This is a genomic window from Variovorax cryoconiti (assembly GCF_051216395.1).
Lineage (GTDB): Bacteria > Pseudomonadota > Gammaproteobacteria > Burkholderiales > Burkholderiaceae_C > Variovorax.
In genome coordinates, this window is record NZ_JBPJZI010000001.1 from 622,407 (window position 1) to 637,145 (window position 14,739).

Here is a 14,739-nt window from a genome sequence, read left to right on the forward strand (position 1 = left end):
GGCCCATTATCGAGATTCCGGCCCCCACGAACCGCATTTCTCGCACCCCGAATTTCCCCATGCCCACCGCGCCTGCACCCACAGCAACGAGAACGATCGTGCAGCGCCGTCCGCATGCGACCACGGTTTTAACTTCTGGAGCCTTCCCATGTCTGCCCTTTTCGACGCGACCGCCCTGGTCGTACCGTTTGAAAACCTGAGGATGACCGACGTCGAGTCGGTCGGCGGTAAGAACGCCAGCCTCGGCGAGATGATTTCCCAGTTGCCGCAGGGCGTGCGGGTGCCCACGGGCTTCGCCACCACGGCCCATGCCTTCCGTCAGTTCCTGGCGCACGACGGCCTGGCCGACAAGATCAGCAAGCGCCTGGCCGCGCTCGACACCGAAGACGTGCGTGCCCTGGCCGTGGCTGGTGCCGAGATCCGCGCCATGGTCGAAGCCCAGCCGTTTCCGGCCGACCTGCAAAAGGCCATCGGCGACGCGTTTTCCACCCTGAGCGCAGGCAACCCGCAGGCCAGTTTCGCCGTGCGTTCTTCGGCCACGGCCGAAGACCTGCCCGACGCATCCTTCGCCGGCCAGCAGGAGACCTTCCTGAACGTGGTCGGTATCGACGACGTGCTGCACAAGATGAAGGAGGTGTTCGCCTCCCTCTACAACGACCGCGCCATCAGCTACCGCGTGCACAAGGGCTTCGCGCACGACGTGGTCGCGCTGTCGGCCGGCGTGCAGCGCATGGTGCGCTCCGACCTGGGCGCAGCCGGCGTGATGTTCACCATCGACACCGAGTCGGGCTTCGAAGACGTGGTGTTCATCACCTCGAGCTACGGCCTGGGCGAGACGGTGGTGCAGGGCGCCGTGAACCCCGACGAGTTCTACGTCCACAAGCCGATGCTCAAAGCCGGCAAGCGCGCGCTGATCCGCCGCAACCTGGGCTCCAAGCTGATCCAGATGGAGTTCGCCACGCCCGAGGAAAAGGCCGCCACCGGCAAGCTGGTGAAGACCACCGACGTCAAGACCGAGCTGCGCAACCGCTATTCGCTGAGCGATGCCGATGTCGAGCAACTGGCCCGGTACGCGCTGGTCATCGAAGAGCACTACGGTCGCCCGATGGACATCGAATGGGGCAAGGACGGCACCGACGGCCACCTCTACATCCTGCAGGCGCGTCCGGAAACCGTGAAGAGCCAGCAGCAGGGCAAGGCCGAGCAGCGCTACAAGCTGCTGGGCAAGGGCGCGGTGCTGGCCGAAGGCCGCGCCATCGGCCAGAAGATCGGCACGGGTCCCGTGCGCCTGGTCTACAACATCAGCGAGATGGACAAGGTCCAGGCCGGCGACGTGCTGGTGACCGACATGACGGACCCGAACTGGGAGCCGGTGATGAAGCGCGCTGCCGCCATCGTGACCAACCGCGGCGGCCGCACCTGCCACGCCGCGATCATCGCGCGCGAACTGGGCATTCCTGCCGTGGTCGGCTGCGGCGACGCCACCGACCTGCTGAAGGAAGGCACCCTGGTGACCGTGAGCTGCGCCGAGGGCGACACCGGCTTCATCTACGACGGCCTGCTCGAGACCGAGGTGACCGAAGTCAAGCGCGGCGCCATGCCCGAGATCGACCTCAAGATCATGATGAACGTCGGCAACCCGCAGCTGGCCTTCGACTTCGCGCAGCTGCCGAACCACGGCGTGGGTCTGGCGCGGCTCGAGTTCATCATCAACAACAACATCGGGGTGCATCCCAAGGCGATCCTCGACTACCCGAACGTCGACGCCGATCTGAAGAAGGCGGTCGAGTCGGTGGCACGCGGTCATGCGTCGCCGCGTGCGTTCTATGTCGACAAGGTGGCCGAAGGCATTGCGACCATCGGCGCGGCCTTCTGGCCCAAGCCGGTGATCGTTCGCCTGTCGGACTTCAAGTCGAACGAATACCGCAAGCTGATCGGCGGCAGCCGCTACGAGCCGGAAGAAGAGAACCCGATGCTCGGCTTCCGCGGTGCCGCGCGCTACGTGAGCGAGGAATTCCGCGAAGCCTTCCTGATGGAATGCGAGGCGATGAAGCGCGTGCGCAACGACATGGGGCTGACCAACGTGCAGATCATGGTGCCCTTCGTGCGCACCTTGAAGCAGGCAGAGCGCGTGACCGATCTGCTGGCCGCGGAAGGCCTGAAGCGCGGCGTTAACGATCTCAAGATCATCATGATGTGCGAGGTGCCGAGCAACGCCATCCTGGCCGACGAATTTCTGCAGTTCTTCGACGGCTTCTCGATCGGATCGAACGACCTGACCCAGCTGACCCTGGGCCTGGACCGCGACTCGGGCCTCGAACTGCTGGCCGCAGACTTCGACGAGCGCGACCCGGCGGTCAAGGCCATGCTCAGCCGCGCCATCAAGGCCTGCAAGGCGCAAGGCAAGTACGTCGGCATCTGCGGCCAGGGCCCCAGCGACCACCCGGACTTTGCGCTGTGGTTGGCGAACGAGGGCATCGAGTCGATCTCTCTGAATCCCGACAGCGTGATCGACACCTGGCAGCAACTGGCCAATCGCTGAGCGGTCAGGCGAGGCAAGGCGTTGCGCAGATGTTGAATCTGCGCAACGCGCGCAGCAGCCGATGTGCGGCGTAATCCCTGCGTCAGTTGGTTATATTTGCAACAAATTGCTTTTTTGCTGGCAAACTGACCGCTTGAGACACTCCTGTCGAGGGCGCCATGATTCTTGTCAAGACAGAGACCGGCCAACAGGTCTTCAAAGACCGTTCGATCCGGCTGACACCGCGGCAACGCTCCGCCTTCATCCTCTTCGACGGCCGCCGCTCGATCGGTGACATCCTGACGGCCTGCGAGGGCGTCACAGCGCAGGACGTCGACCAGATGATCGAACTCGGGTTGCTGGGCCAGACCGGTCAAGCCGTGGCATCGGCCGCGTCCCAGCCGGTCGCCATGGCTGTGCCCGTGCTTCTCGAGGCCAACGCCTTGGACCTGGCGCCTCGCGCCGCCGCCGTTCGAGAGCTGGAGCCGCCCTCGTCGCCGGCCGGCCGCTCCTTGCAACAGCGCTACAAGGATGCCTACCCGGTCGCCACGCAGTTGACGGGTGGGCTGGGGTTGCGAGGATTCCGGCTCAACCTTGCCGTCGAGGGGACGAGTTCCTACGAAGATCTTCTCGCCCTCGCACCCAAGATCCGTGCCTCGGTGGGTGCAGAGAAGGCCGCCGTCCTCGATCGCGCCCTCGGGATCTGAGCCGCCGTTCGGCGCTTTCCGGGTCTCAGGCCCGGGCGCACTGCTATAATCGCCGGCTTTGCCTTGCCACACTGCGCCGACGCTGCGGGTGGCTTTATCCCTTCTACGGAAGATCCACAAGGAGTGCCATGCGTCATTACGAAATCATTTTGCTGATCCATCCGGATCAGAGCGAGCAAGTTCCGGCCATGCTGGAACGCTACAAGGGCCTGATCACGGCCGGCGGCGGCAAGATCCACCGCGTTGAAGACTGGGGCCGTCGCCAGCTGGCCTACCAGATCAACAAGCTCAACAAGGCGCATTACCTGTGCGTGAACATCGAGGCTGAACAAGCCGTGATGGCCGAGCTGGAACACGCGTTCAAGTTCAACGACGCCGTGCTGCGCCACCTGACCGTGGTCAAGAAGAAGGCCGACACCGGTCCTTCGTCGATGATGAAGACGGTCGAGCGCGAAGAAGCCCGCAAGGCGCAGCAGGCCGAATACGCCGCCAACAACAACTGATGGTGTGAGCCCGGTTGTCGCGGCCAATCAGCTGTTGCTGACGGCCTGCGTTGCCGAACTCGGCGCCCTGCGCTTCACGCCTGCCGGTCTGCCTGCTCTGGATCTGCGACTCGAACACGAGTCGACGATCGACGAAGCCGGCAAGCCCCGACAGGTGAAGGCGGCCCTCAAGGCCGTCGCCTTCGGCGCAGTGGCCGAACGGCTCGCGAAGCAGGCGTTGGGGAGTCTCTGGTTGTTCAGGGGCTTTCTGGCGACGCCGGGGACGGCGAAGCATCCGGTGCTGCACATCCAGGATTTTCAGCAAGATTAATTTTCGAAGAGAGGTCCCGAAATGGCCACGTTCAAGAAATTCAACAAAGACAAGCGCCCCAAGCGCAACACCCAGTCGCTGCTGTTCAAGCGCAAGCGCTTTTGCCGCTTCACCGTCGCTGGCGTCGAAGAGATCGACTACAAGGACATCGACACGCTGCGTGACTTCATCAGCGAAAACGGCAAGATCATTCCCGCACGCCTGACCGGCACGCGCGCGATCTACCAGCGTCAACTCAACACCGCCATCAAGCGCGCGCGCTTCCTGGCCATGGTCCCGTACAGCGACCAGCACCGCGTCTAAGGAGCAGACACCATGCAAGTCATTCTTCTGGACAAGGTCGTCAACCTCGGTACCCTCGGCGAAATCGTCAAGGTCAAGGACGGTTACGCACGCAATTTCCTGATCCCGACGGGCCGCGCCCGCCGCGCCACCGAAGCCAACAAGGCCGAATTCGAAGCCAAGCGCGTCGAACTCGAAAAGGCTGCGGCCGCCAAGCTGGCCGAATCGCAAGCCCAGGGCGAAAAGCTCGCCGGCACGGCGGTCAAGATCACGCAAAAGGCCGGCGTCGACGGCCGCCTGTTCGGTTCGGTCACCAACAGCGACATCGCTGAAGAGCTGAACAAGCAAGGCTACAAGGTCGTGAAGTCGCAAGTGCGCATGCCCAACGGCCAGATCAAGGTCGTCGGCGACAGCACCGTGAGCGTCGCGCTGCACACCGACGTGGTGGTCGACATCACCGTGTCGGTCTACGGCGAAAGCGCCTGAGTCCGCCCTGGCGCTTCGGCGCATCGCGAAAGCCGCCTTCGGGCGGCTTTTTCTTTGGTGTTGTCCCTGACGCTGCACCGGCAAGTCACTGCTTATCCACAGCCTTATCCCATGACGGCGCAGCGTCTGCGCCGTAGCATGGGCGCTCCTTCAGGAAATCCATGTCCGCTGTCTTCTCTTACGCCGAAAACGACCCTTCGCCCGACCGCCAGATCGCCCAGTTGCGCATTCCGCCGCACTCCATCGAGGCGGAGTCGAGCGTGCTCGGCGGCTTGCTGCTGGACAACGGCGCCTGGGACCGCATGGGCGACCTGCTGGTCGACGCCGACTTCTACCGGCACGAGCACAAGCTCATCTACGCAGCCATCGGCACCTTGATCAATGCCTCGAAGCCGGCCGACGTGATCACCGTCTACGAGCAGTTGCAGAACCTGGGCAAGGCCGACGAGATGGGCGGCCTGATCTACCTGAACTCGCTGGCGCAGTACGTGCCCAGTGCGAGCAACATCCGCCGCTACGCGGAGATCGTGCGCGAGCGCTCGATCCTGCGAAAGCTGGTGAGCGCGGCCGACGAGATCGCGACGAACGCCTTCAACCCGCAGGGCAAGGCGGTCGACAAGATCCTGGACGAGGCCGAGCAGAAGATCTTCAACATCGGCGAGGAAGGCTCGCGGATGAAGCAGGGCTTCCAGAGCATGGACTCGCTGGTGGTCGAACTGCTCGATCGCGTGACCGAGATGGCGGACAACCCGAACGACATCACTGGCATCCGCACCGGCTTCTACGAGTTCGACAAGATGACTTCGGGCCTGCAGGCTGGGGACATGATCGTGCTCGCTGCCCGGCCGTCGATGGGCAAGACCTCGCTGGCGATCAACATCGCCGAGCATGTGGCGTTGAATGAAGGCCTGCCGGTGGCAGTGTTCTCGATGGAAATGGGTGCGTCGCAGTTGGCGGTTCGTATCGTCGGTTCCATCGGCCGCATCGACCAGGGCCATCTGCGCACCGGCAAGCTGACCGATGAGGAATGGCCGCGCCTGACCGAAGCCATCGAGAAGCTGCGGACGATCTCGCTGCACATCGACGAGACGCCCGGCCTCACCACGAGCGAACTGCGCGCGAACGCGCGCCGGCTGGCCCGCCAGTACGGCAAGCTCGGGCTGATCGTGGTCGATTACCTGCAGCTCATGAGTGTGTCGAGCAGCATGAACGACGAGAACCGCGCGACGGCGGTCGGTGAAATCTCGCGTGGCCTGAAGATGCTGGCCAAGGAACTGAAGTGCCCGGTGATCGCGCTGTCGCAGTTGAGCCGCGGCGTCGAGAGCCGCACCGACAAGCGCCCGATGATGAGCGACCTGCGCGAATCGGGCGCCATCGAGCAGGACGCGGACATCATCATGTTCATCTACCGCGACGACTACTACGATAAGAACAGCAAGGAGCCGGGCGTGGCCGAGGTGATCATCAGCAAGCACCGCAACGGCCCCACCGGCACGGTGAAGCTGGCCTTCCTCAAGCCGCTGACCAAGTTCGAGAACCTGGCGAGTTTCGGAAGCAGCAACGACTACTGAGCTGCGCGTTGGCGTGCGCGCTGCTCGGCCTCGACCTGGCGCAGCATGTCGGCCATCGTCTTGCCGGGCTCGTCGCGAAAACGTTCTTCGAGCACGGTGACGGTGCCCATGCGGTCGACGCGAAAACCGCGGAAGTCGCCGCGCAGTTCGCACCAGGCCGACAGCGTCCACACCTTGCCCCAATAGAGGCAGCCGAGCGGCCGCACGGTGCGCTCGCTCGCGCCGCCCGCCAGGTCGCGGTACGACACCCGCAGCTTGCTGCGTGACTGCACCGCTTCACGCAGTGTCTGCAATTGCATGCGCGTGGCATCGTCGAGGGCCATGGCAGGCGCATACATGGTGAGCGCCTCGGCCGACACGCGCGCGGCCGGGGGCAGCACCGACAGGATCTTGCCAAGGCCGGTCTCGATGGCGCGTGCCATCGCCGGGTCGACCCATGTCTGTGCCACGCGCGCCGCAGCCACGAGAGCCGTCGCTTCCTCCTGGGTGAACATCAGCGGCGGCAATTCGAAGCCAGCGCCCAAGCGATAGCCGACGCCAGCTTCGCCCTCGATGGGCACGCCCTGGTGCTGCAGGTCGGCGACGTCGCGGTACACCGTGCGCTCCGAGACTTCGAGCCGCTGCGCCAGGAACGCCGCTGTGGTGAGCCGTCGTCCGCGAACGAGCTGCACGATATGGAACAGGCGGTCGGCGCGGCGCATCAGATGGATTCCTGGTCTCGGAGCGTCGCTGTGTCGAGGCTCTGCTTGTGCTGACTTCAATCGAGCGAGTGCAGGCCGACGGCATTGCCCTCGGTGTCGCGCAAGTGGGCGATGAAGCCCATCCCCTGTGGCAACGCTTCCTTGGGGGACACGATGGCGCCGCCGGCGGGGGCGATGCGCTCGAGCACGGCATCCAACCGCGTGCAGCTCAGATAGATGCGAATGCTCCTGCCCGCCGGAGCGCTTTCCTTGGCGCTGGCCTGCAGCGCGCCACCGACGCCGGGACGTTCGTACTTGAACACCGCCAGCGGTGCGCCGCCAAAGTCCTGGCGCTGCAATTCCTGGCCGAGCACGGTTTGGTAGAAGGTCTGCGCGCGGTCCAGGTCGCTGACGGGGATCTCGAACCAGCTGAGGGCGTTTTGCATGATCGACTCGCTTTCGTTTCTGTTGAAGGAGCGGCGATGGTGCACGCCGGCTCCTGACAGCGTCTTGTCAGGAGCGCGTCGCGCCGGACGAAAAAAAGCCCGCGCGGCCTGCAGGCTGCGCGGGCTCTCTGGAGCCATGGTGCGCTGCTGTCTCAGAGCACTTCGCTCGCGAAGTCGGCCAGCCGCGAACGCTCGCCGCGCGCCAGCGTGATGTGCCCGCTGTGCGGCCAGCCCTTGAACTTGTCGACCGCGAACGTCAGGCCCGACGAGCCTTCGGTGAGGTAGGGCGTATCGATCTGGGCGAGGTTGCCCATGCAGATGATCTTGGTGCCCGGCCCCGCACGGGTGATCAGCGTCTTCATCTGCTTGGGCGTCAGGTTCTGTGCCTCGTCGATGATCACGTACTTGTTCAGGAACGTGCGACCGCGCATGAAGTTCATGCTCTTGATCTTGATGCGGCTGCGGATCAGCTCGTTGGTGGCCGCACGGCCCCATTCGCCAGCACCGCCACCGTCGCCCTTGGCCAGGAATTCGAGGTTGTCGTCCAGCGCGCCCATCCACGGGCCCATCTTCTCTTCCTCGGTGCCGGGCAGGAAGCCGATGTCCTCGCCCACGCTCACTGTCGCGCGGGTCATGATGATCTCGGTGTAGCGGCGGTCGTCGAGCACCTGCGTCAGGCCCGAGGCGAGTGCCATCAGCGTCTTGCCGGTGCCGGCGGTGCCGGTCAGCGTGACGAAGTCGATCTCGGGGTCCATCAGCACGTTCATCGCGAAGTTCTGCTCGCGGTTCTTGGTTGACACGCCCCACACCGCGTTCTTGGCCGATGCGTAGTCCTTCAGCGTCTTGAGCACGGCCGTCTTGTCGCGGATCTCGGTGATGCGTGCGTACATGCTTGGCTCGCCGGGCGCTTCGAAGTACACGAACTGGTTGATGTACAGGTTCGGCACGATCGGGCCGCTGATGCGGTAGAAGGTGCTGCTGCCGCTCTGCCAGCTCTCGACCGTCTTGCTCTGGCGCGTCCAGAAGTCGGCCGGCAGCGCGTACGAGCCTGCATACAGCAGGTCACCGTCCTCGAGCGTCTTGTCGTTCTGGTAATCATCGGTGGCCAGGCCCAGCGCGCGCGCCTTGACGCGCATGTTGATGTCCTTCGACACCAGCACCACTTCCTGCTTCGGAATGCCCGGGCGGTCCGTCGCGTAGAGGTCGCGCAGGGCCTGCACCACACCCAGGATCTGGTTGTCCGCCTTGCCCTGCGGCAGGCTGGTCGGCAGCGTGTAGTCGAGCGGTGCAGTCTGGAAGAACAGCTTGCCGCCTGCCTGGCGGTGGCCGGTGGCGTCCAGCTTCAAGCCCTTGACGATGTCGGCGTCCTTGGCGCCGGCCAGTGCGTCGAGCGTGCGGCTGGTCTGCCGGCCGTTGCGGGCCACTTCGGTCGTGCCCTTCTTGTGGCCGTCCAGCTCTTCCAGCACGATCATCGGCAGGAAGATGTCGTGTTCCTCGAAGCGGAACAGGCACATCGGGTCGTGCAACAGCACGTTGGTGTCCAGCACGAACAGCTTGGCCGGGCCGCTCGACTTCGCGCGGCGAGGCCGGGTCGTCTCGTGAGTGCCGCGCTCGGCACGCGGCCGCGCGGCCGATGCCGGTGCGGGTGCTGGTGCGGGAGCTGTCACTGCGGGTGCCGGTGCGCGCTCTGCACGCACGGGCTGCGGCGTCGACTCCGGCTTGGGTGCAGGGCGCGGCTTGGTCTCGATCTGCTGCATGGCTTCCGGCGCGGCCGAGCGGCCGCCGGCAGAAGGCCGGTCGCGTTCATCGAACAGTTCGAGCGCCCGAGGACCGTCGCCTTGCGCGTCGTCCGCTGCGCGGCCACCGCGTCGCGGTGCCTTGGCCGACGTGTGCGCCGGTGCGTCGAGTGCATCTGGGGAGAGGAGGGCTGCACGCTTCGTGGGGGCGGGGGGCAATGGCATGGGGCGGTGTGCTCACAAAAGGTAGGGGCCGGAAAACGAAAAAGCCGCCAGAAGACCCGGGCGGCTTTGTTCGGTGGATGCGGTCGTGGAGCTCAACGGCATGCGTCCATTATGCACAACGTGCGTGTCGCGTCAGGCGCGCGTGGCAGCTTGCCAACAGGCCTGTGCGAAAGCGCACGCGGGCGCAGCCGGATCAGGCTTCCTTCTTGAGGGCCTTGACGGCCTTGAGCACGTCGTCGACATGGCCTGGCACCTTGAGGCCGCGCCATTCGGCCTTGAGCACGCCGTCGGCGCCGATCAGGAAAGTGCTGCGCTCGATGCCCTTGACCTTCTTGCCGTACATGATCTTGTTCTTGACCACGCCGAACATGTGGCACATCTTCTCTTCGGTGTCGGCGATGAGTTCGAAAGGGAGCTCGAGCTTGGCCTTGAACTCGTCGTGCGACTTCATGTTGTCGCGGGACACGCCGAAGACGGTGGCACCGGCCTTCACGAAGTCCTTGTAACGATCGCGAAACTGCATCGCCTCGGTGGTGCAGCCGGGCGTGTTGTCCTTCGGATAGAAATACATCACCAGAACGTGCCCGAGGTGCGATGTGTTCGAGACCTTGAGACCGCCGGTGGCGGTGGATTCGAATTCGGGGATGGGTTTGTTGACAACGATCGCCATGAAACTTGTTTTCTCCGTTGGGTTCCAATCGCGCGGCTGCAGGCCGGAGCGCTGGAGGATTGGTCGTTGCTCACTGTGGGCGGATCGCCGGTTCGCAACCTGCGATTTTAGCCCGAAATGGGCCCTATTTGCCAGCGGTAGGGGCCTCAACGAGCAGCGCCGCCAGCACGTGCCGGCCTTCGCCGGCCAGGATGTTGTAAGTGCGGCAGGCTGCGGCGGTGTCCATCGTCTCCAGTCCGGTGCGCCGGTCGATCAACGGGCGCAGCCACGCAGGCTGTGGAAACCGGATGCGGGCGCCGCTGCCGAAGATCACGGTTTCGGCACCGATTTCCGCCAGCTGCGCGAAGTGCTCGGGGCCGAGTTCCTCGAAGCGCGCGCAGTTCCAGACGAAGCGCTCGCCGCGCGAGCCCAGCACCACGCTCTGCTCAACGCGTTCGTTGTTGATCGCCACCCAGCCCGGGCCGTGCGCGGTGAGGGTCTGGACGTCGGATTTGTCGGGCTGGAGCTTCATCGGCACTGGAAGGGAACTGTGGTCAAATTATAGGTTTTCCCCTATGTAGGCGCCCCCTGGAGGGACTTTGAAGCAGCTCAAGAAATCGGCCAAGCTGGCCAACGTGCTCTACGACGTGCGCGGGCCCATCGTCGATGCCGCCCGCCAGATGGAGGAGGACGGCCAGAAGATCATCAAGCTGAACATCGGCAACATGGCGCCGTTCGGCTTCGATGCGCCCGAGGAAATCCAGCAGGACATGATCCGCAACCTGCCGGATTCGGCGGGCTATTCCGACAGCAAGGGCATCTTCGCCGCGCGCAAGGCGGTGATGCACTACACGCAGCAGCAGGGCATCGAGGGCGTCACGCTCGACGACATCTACCTGGGCAATGGCGCGAGCGAGCTGATCGTGATGGCGACCAACGCGTTACTCGACGATGGCGACGAGCTGCTGGTGCCGATGCCTGACTACCCGCTGTGGACTGCCGCGGTGTCGCTGTCGGGCGGCAAGCCGGTGCACTACCGCTGCGAGGAAGACAACCAGTGGCTGCCGAGCCTGGCCGACATCCGCGCCAAGATCACGCCGCGCACGCGCGGCATCGTCGTGATCAACCCGAACAACCCGACCGGCGTGCTGTACCCGGACGAGCTGCTGCGCGGCATCGTCGCCATCGCGCGCGAGCACAGCTTGGTGCTGCTGGTCGACGAGGTCTACGACAAGGTGCTCTACGAAGACGCCAAGCACACCGCCATGGCGAGCCTGTCGACCGACGTGCTCACGCTCACCTTCAACTCGCTGTCGAAGGCCTACCGTTCGTGCGGCTATCGTGCGGGCTGGATGATCGTGTCGGGCCCGAAGGCCAATGCGACTGACTACATCGAGGGCCTGAACATGTTGGCCAACCTGAAGCTCGGTTCCAACGTGCCCGGCCAGTGGGCGATACAGACCGCGCTCGGTGGCTACCAGAGCATCAACGACCTGGTCAAGCCCGGCGGCCGTCTGCGTCGTCAGCGCGACCTGGCCTACGAGCTCATCACGGCCATCCCCGGCGTGACCTGCGTGAAGCCGCAGGCCGCGCTCTACATCTTCCCTCGGCTCGACCCGGTGATGTACCCGATCGCGGACGACCGCGAATTCTTCATGCAGGTGCTGCGCGAAACGCGCGTGATGCTGGTGCAGGGCTCGGGCTTCAACTTCCCGGACAACCAGCATTTCCGCATCGTGTTCCTGCCGCATGAAGACGATTTGCGAGAGGCTATCGGCCGCATCGCGAAATTCCTCGAGCGCTACCGCAACCGCCACGCCTGACGCCGCGCCCGATTCGGCGCAGACGCTTTCCTGAACTGACTCTCCAAAGAATGAAACCCATCCAAGTAGGCCTGCTCGGCATCGGCACCGTCGGCAGCGGCGTGTTCGAGGTTCTGCGCCGCAATCAAGCCGAAATCAAACGTCGTGCCGGCCGCGGCATCGAGATCGTCGCGGTGTCACGCCGTGATGTGGCGAAGGCCCAGGCGCTCGTGGGCGACGCGGCCGAAGTGTTTGCTGATGCGCGCCAGATCATCGCCAACCCGGACATCGAGATCGTCGTCGAATTGATCGGCGGCTATGGCGTCGCGAAGGACCTCGTGCTCGAAGCCATTGCGGCCGGCAAGCACGTGGTGACCGCCAACAAGGCGCTGCTCGCGGTGCATGGCACCGAGATCTTCGCGGCAGCCCAGCAGAAGGGCGTGATGGTCGCGTTCGAGGCGGCCGTGGCCGGCGGCATCCCGATCATCAAGGCGCTGCGCGAAGGCCTCACGGCCAACAGCATCCAGTGGATCGCCGGCATCATCAACGGCACGACGAATTTCATTCTGTCCGAGATGCGCGACAAGGGCTCGGACTTCGCCACCGTGTTGAAGGAGGCGCAGCGCCTGGGCTATGCCGAAGCCGACCCGACCTTCGACATCGAAGGCGTCGACGCCGCCCACAAGGTCACGCTGATGAGCGCCATCGCCTTCGGCATTCCGGTGCAGTTTGACAAGGCGCACGTCGAAGGCATTACCCAGCTGGCCGCGCAGGACATCAAGTACGCCGAGCAACTGGGCTACCGCATCAAGCTGCTGGGCATCACGCGCCGCGCCAAGGGTGGCATCGAGCTGCGCGTGCACCCGGCGCTCGTGCCGTCGAAGCGCTTGCTCGCCAATGTCGAAGGCGCGATGAACGCGGTGGTCGTGCACGGCGATGCCGTGGGCACCACGCTCTATTACGGCAAGGGCGCCGGCAGCGAGCCGACCGCCAGCGCCGTCATCGCCGACCTGGTCGACATCACGCGCCTGCACACGGCCGACGCGGCACACCGCGTGCCGCACCTGGCTTTCCACCCGAACGCCATGAGCGACGACCTGAAGGTCGTTCCGATGCGCGAAGTGGTCACCAGCTACTACCTGCGCCTGCGGGTGGCCGACGAGGCTGGCGTGCTCGCCAAGGTCACCGGTCTGCTGGCCGACGCGGGCATCAGCATCGACGCCGTGCTGCAGCGCGAAGCCGACGAAATTGGCGGTGAAGGCTCCACGCAGACCGACCTCATCATCCTCACGCACGACACGCGCGAAGGCACGCTCGACGACGCGATGGCGCAGCTCCAGGCGCTGCCGACGGTGCTGGCGCCGATCGTGCGCATCCGCAAGGAAGAGCTGTCCTGATGCGCTACCTGTCCACCCGCGGCCACCCCGACCGCCGCCGTTTCTGCGACATCCTGCTCGAGGGCCTGGCGCCCGATGGCGGGCTGTACCTGCCCGAGCACTACCCGCAGGTCGATGCTGCGATGTTCGCCAAGTGGCGCACGCTGCCCTACGCCGAGCTGGCCTTCGAGATCCTCTCGCTCTACATCGACGACATTCCGGCCGACGACCTGAAGGCGCTGTGCGCGAAGACGTACACGGCCGAGGTCTTCGGCAGCGACGAGATCGTGCCCTTGCGCGAACTGGAAGACGGCGTGTACCTTGAGGGCCTGTCGAACGGCCCGACGCTGGCCTTCAAGGACATGGCGATGCAACTGCTGGGCAACCTGTTCGAGTACGAACTGGGCCGCCGCGGCGAAGAACTCAACATCCTCGGCGCGACCAGCGGCGACACCGGCAGCGCGGCGGAATACGCCATGCGCGGAAAAAAGGGCGTGCGCGTCTTCATGACCTCGCCGGACGGGCGCATGAGCCCCTTCCAGCAGGCGCAAATGTTCAGCCTGCAGGACGCGAACATCCACAACATCGCGATCGCCGGCGTGTTCGACGATTGCCAGGACATCGTGAAGGCCGTGTCGAACGACCTCGGCTTCAAGCGCAAGTACCGCGTCGGCACGGTCAATTCGATCAACTGGGCGCGGCTGCTGGCGCAGGTCGTCTACTACTTCGCCGGGTATTTTCAAGCGACCAGCAAGGACGACAAGCAGGTCAGCTTCACCGTGCCGTCCGGCAACTTCGGGAACGTCTGCGCCGGCCACGTCGCCCGCATGATGGGGCTGCCGATCCGCACGCTGGTGGTCGCCACCAACGAGAACGACGTGCTCGACGAGTTCTTCCGCACCGGCGTCTACCGCGTGCGCGCCGCGGCCGACACGCACGAGACCTCGAGCCCGTCGATGGACATCAGCAAGGCCAGCAACTTCGAGCGTTTCGTGTTCGACCTGCTCGGCCGCGACGGCGCCCGCACCCGCGCGCTGTTCCAGGACGAGCTCGGCCGCAGCGGCCGCTTCGACCTCAGTGCCGACCCCGCCTTCGCGCAGGCCGCAGCGCGTTTCGGCTTCGTCAGCAGCCGCAGCACGCACGCCGACCGCCTGGCCACCATCCGCGACACCGACAAGCGTTTCGCCGTGCTCATCGACACGCACACGGCCGACGGCCTGAAGGCGGCGCGCGAGCACGTCGTGCCGGGCGTGCCGATGGTCGTGCTCGAGACCGCGTTGCCGATCAAGTTCGCGGCGACCATCGTCGAGGCGCTGGGCCACGAGCCCGACCGGCCCGCCCGGTTCGAGGGGATCGAGGCATTGCCCAAGCGCGTCGTCAAACTGCCGGCCGATGCCGAAGCCGTCAAGGCCTACATCGCGGAGCATTGCGACGAATGACCGCAC

15 protein-coding genes are annotated in these 14,739 nt (G+C 65.0%); 10 read left to right on the plus strand and 5 right to left on the minus strand.

Translation table 11 applies throughout. From position 1 onward, the window contains the following. Window positions 1-148 precede the first annotated feature (148 nt). The 7 genes from ppsA to dnaB all read left to right on the plus strand — a co-directional run bounded on the left by ppsA (window position 149) and on the right by dnaB (window position 6,380). A complete protein-coding gene (gene ppsA / locus ACSFA2_RS03100) occupies window positions 149-2,542 on the plus strand; it encodes a phosphoenolpyruvate synthase (protein WP_435453832.1) in 2,394 nt (797 codons plus the stop codon). 158 nt (window positions 2,543-2,700) lie between these two features. Next, on the plus strand, window positions 2,701-3,228 hold the full coding sequence (locus tag ACSFA2_RS03105) for a hypothetical protein (protein WP_435453833.1): 528 nt from the start codon (window positions 2,701-2,703) through the stop codon (window positions 3,226-3,228). 128 nt (window positions 3,229-3,356) lie between these two features. Then, on the plus strand, window positions 3,357-3,731 hold the full coding sequence (rpsF, locus tag ACSFA2_RS03110) for a 30S ribosomal protein S6 (protein WP_158720371.1): 375 nt from the start codon (window positions 3,357-3,359) through the stop codon (window positions 3,729-3,731). Window positions 3,732-3,735: 4 nt separating this feature from the next. After that, entirely contained in the window at window positions 3,736-4,041 is a 306-nt protein-coding gene (gene priB, locus ACSFA2_RS03115) for a primosomal replication protein N (RefSeq protein ID WP_435453834.1), read from the plus strand. Window positions 4,042-4,062: 21 nt separating this feature from the next. Next, window positions 4,063-4,344: a 30S ribosomal protein S18 gene (gene rpsR, locus ACSFA2_RS03120; RefSeq protein ID WP_007830781.1), complete on the plus strand. Its 282-nt coding sequence runs from the start codon at window positions 4,063-4,065 to the stop codon at window positions 4,342-4,344. Between the two features lie 12 nt (window positions 4,345-4,356). Next, entirely contained in the window at window positions 4,357-4,809 is a 453-nt protein-coding gene (gene rplI / locus ACSFA2_RS03125; RefSeq protein WP_435453835.1) for a 50S ribosomal protein L9, read from the plus strand. Window positions 4,810-4,970: 161 nt separating this feature from the next. Next, the gene (gene dnaB, locus ACSFA2_RS03130) at window positions 4,971-6,380 is read left to right on the plus strand and encodes a replicative DNA helicase (RefSeq protein ID WP_435453836.1); all 1,410 of its coding nucleotides are present in this window, start codon (window positions 4,971-4,973) and stop codon (window positions 6,378-6,380) included. Here dnaB and ACSFA2_RS03135 read toward each other — a convergent pair. The 5 genes from ACSFA2_RS03135 to ACSFA2_RS03155 all read right to left on the minus strand — a co-directional run bounded on the left by ACSFA2_RS03135 (window position 6,374) and on the right by ACSFA2_RS03155 (window position 10,648). After that, on the minus strand, window positions 6,374-7,081 hold the full coding sequence (locus ACSFA2_RS03135; RefSeq protein WP_435453837.1) for a helix-turn-helix transcriptional regulator: 708 nt from the start codon (window positions 7,079-7,081) through the stop codon (window positions 6,374-6,376). The two genes, dnaB and ACSFA2_RS03135, sit on opposite strands and share 7 nt — an antisense overlap. 56 nt (window positions 7,082-7,137) lie before the next feature. After that, on the minus strand, window positions 7,138-7,644 hold the full coding sequence (locus ACSFA2_RS03140; RefSeq protein ID WP_435453838.1) for a VOC family protein: 507 nt from the start codon (window positions 7,642-7,644) through the stop codon (window positions 7,138-7,140). Between the two features lie 14 nt (window positions 7,645-7,658). After that, entirely contained in the window at window positions 7,659-9,467 is a 1,809-nt protein-coding gene (locus ACSFA2_RS03145; RefSeq protein WP_435453839.1) for a PhoH family protein, read from the minus strand. 193 nt (window positions 9,468-9,660) lie between these two features. Next, the gene (locus ACSFA2_RS03150; protein WP_286644802.1) at window positions 9,661-10,137 is read right to left on the minus strand and encodes a peroxiredoxin; all 477 of its coding nucleotides are present in this window, start codon (window positions 10,135-10,137) and stop codon (window positions 9,661-9,663) included. 124 nt (window positions 10,138-10,261) lie between these two features. Beyond that, on the minus strand, window positions 10,262-10,648 hold the full coding sequence (locus tag ACSFA2_RS03155; protein WP_435453840.1) for an Mth938-like domain-containing protein: 387 nt from the start codon (window positions 10,646-10,648) through the stop codon (window positions 10,262-10,264). Between the two features lie 67 nt (window positions 10,649-10,715). Between ACSFA2_RS03155 and ACSFA2_RS03160 the strand changes: the two genes are divergently transcribed. Genes ACSFA2_RS03160 through thrC form a run of 3 tightly spaced genes read left to right on the plus strand, consistent with a single transcriptional unit; the run spans window position 10,716 to window position 14,733 of the window. After that, complete coding sequence (locus ACSFA2_RS03160) at window positions 10,716-11,939, plus strand: pyridoxal phosphate-dependent aminotransferase (protein ID WP_435453841.1); 1,224 nt, start codon at window positions 10,716-10,718, stop codon at window positions 11,937-11,939. A 50-nt stretch (window positions 11,940-11,989) separates the two neighbouring features. Continuing rightward, the gene (locus tag ACSFA2_RS03165) at window positions 11,990-13,315 is read left to right on the plus strand and encodes a homoserine dehydrogenase (protein ID WP_435453842.1); all 1,326 of its coding nucleotides are present in this window, start codon (window positions 11,990-11,992) and stop codon (window positions 13,313-13,315) included. Continuing rightward, window positions 13,315-14,733, plus strand: a complete 1,419-nt coding sequence (gene thrC, locus ACSFA2_RS03170) for a threonine synthase (protein ID WP_435453843.1) — start codon at window positions 13,315-13,317, stop codon at window positions 14,731-14,733. Before ACSFA2_RS03165 ends, thrC begins: the two co-directional genes overlap by 1 nt. Window positions 14,734-14,739: the final 6 nt, after the last annotated feature.

Coding starts and splice junctions, on each gene's coding strand:
- rplI (WP_435453835.1), top strand. CDS start 4,357: ATGCAAGTCATTCTTCTGGACAAGGTCGTCAACCTCGGTACCCTCGGC.
- ACSFA2_RS03165 (WP_435453842.1), top strand. CDS start 11,990: ATGAAACCCATCCAAGTAGGCCTGCTCGGCATCGGCACCGTCGGCAGC.
- ACSFA2_RS03105 (WP_435453833.1), top strand. CDS start 2,701: ATGATTCTTGTCAAGACAGAGACCGGCCAACAGGTCTTCAAAGACCGT.
- rpsR (WP_007830781.1), top strand. CDS start 4,063: ATGGCCACGTTCAAGAAATTCAACAAAGACAAGCGCCCCAAGCGCAAC.
- ACSFA2_RS03135 (WP_435453837.1), bottom strand. CDS start 7,081: ATGCGCCGCGCCGACCGCCTGTTCCATATCGTGCAGCTCGTTCGCGGA.
- thrC (WP_435453843.1), top strand. CDS start 13,315: ATGCGCTACCTGTCCACCCGCGGCCACCCCGACCGCCGCCGTTTCTGC.
- ACSFA2_RS03140 (WP_435453838.1), bottom strand. CDS start 7,644: ATGGCTCCAGAGAGCCCGCGCAGCCTGCAGGCCGCGCGGGCTTTTTTT.
- rpsF (WP_158720371.1), top strand. CDS start 3,357: ATGCGTCATTACGAAATCATTTTGCTGATCCATCCGGATCAGAGCGAG.
- ACSFA2_RS03155 (WP_435453840.1), bottom strand. CDS start 10,648: ATGAAGCTCCAGCCCGACAAATCCGACGTCCAGACCCTCACCGCGCAC.
- ACSFA2_RS03145 (WP_435453839.1), bottom strand. CDS start 9,467: ATGCCATTGCCCCCCGCCCCCACGAAGCGTGCAGCCCTCCTCTCCCCA.
- ppsA (WP_435453832.1), top strand. CDS start 149: ATGTCTGCCCTTTTCGACGCGACCGCCCTGGTCGTACCGTTTGAAAAC.
- dnaB (WP_435453836.1), top strand. CDS start 4,971: ATGTCCGCTGTCTTCTCTTACGCCGAAAACGACCCTTCGCCCGACCGC.
- ACSFA2_RS03150 (WP_286644802.1), bottom strand. CDS start 10,137: ATGGCGATCGTTGTCAACAAACCCATCCCCGAATTCGAATCCACCGCC.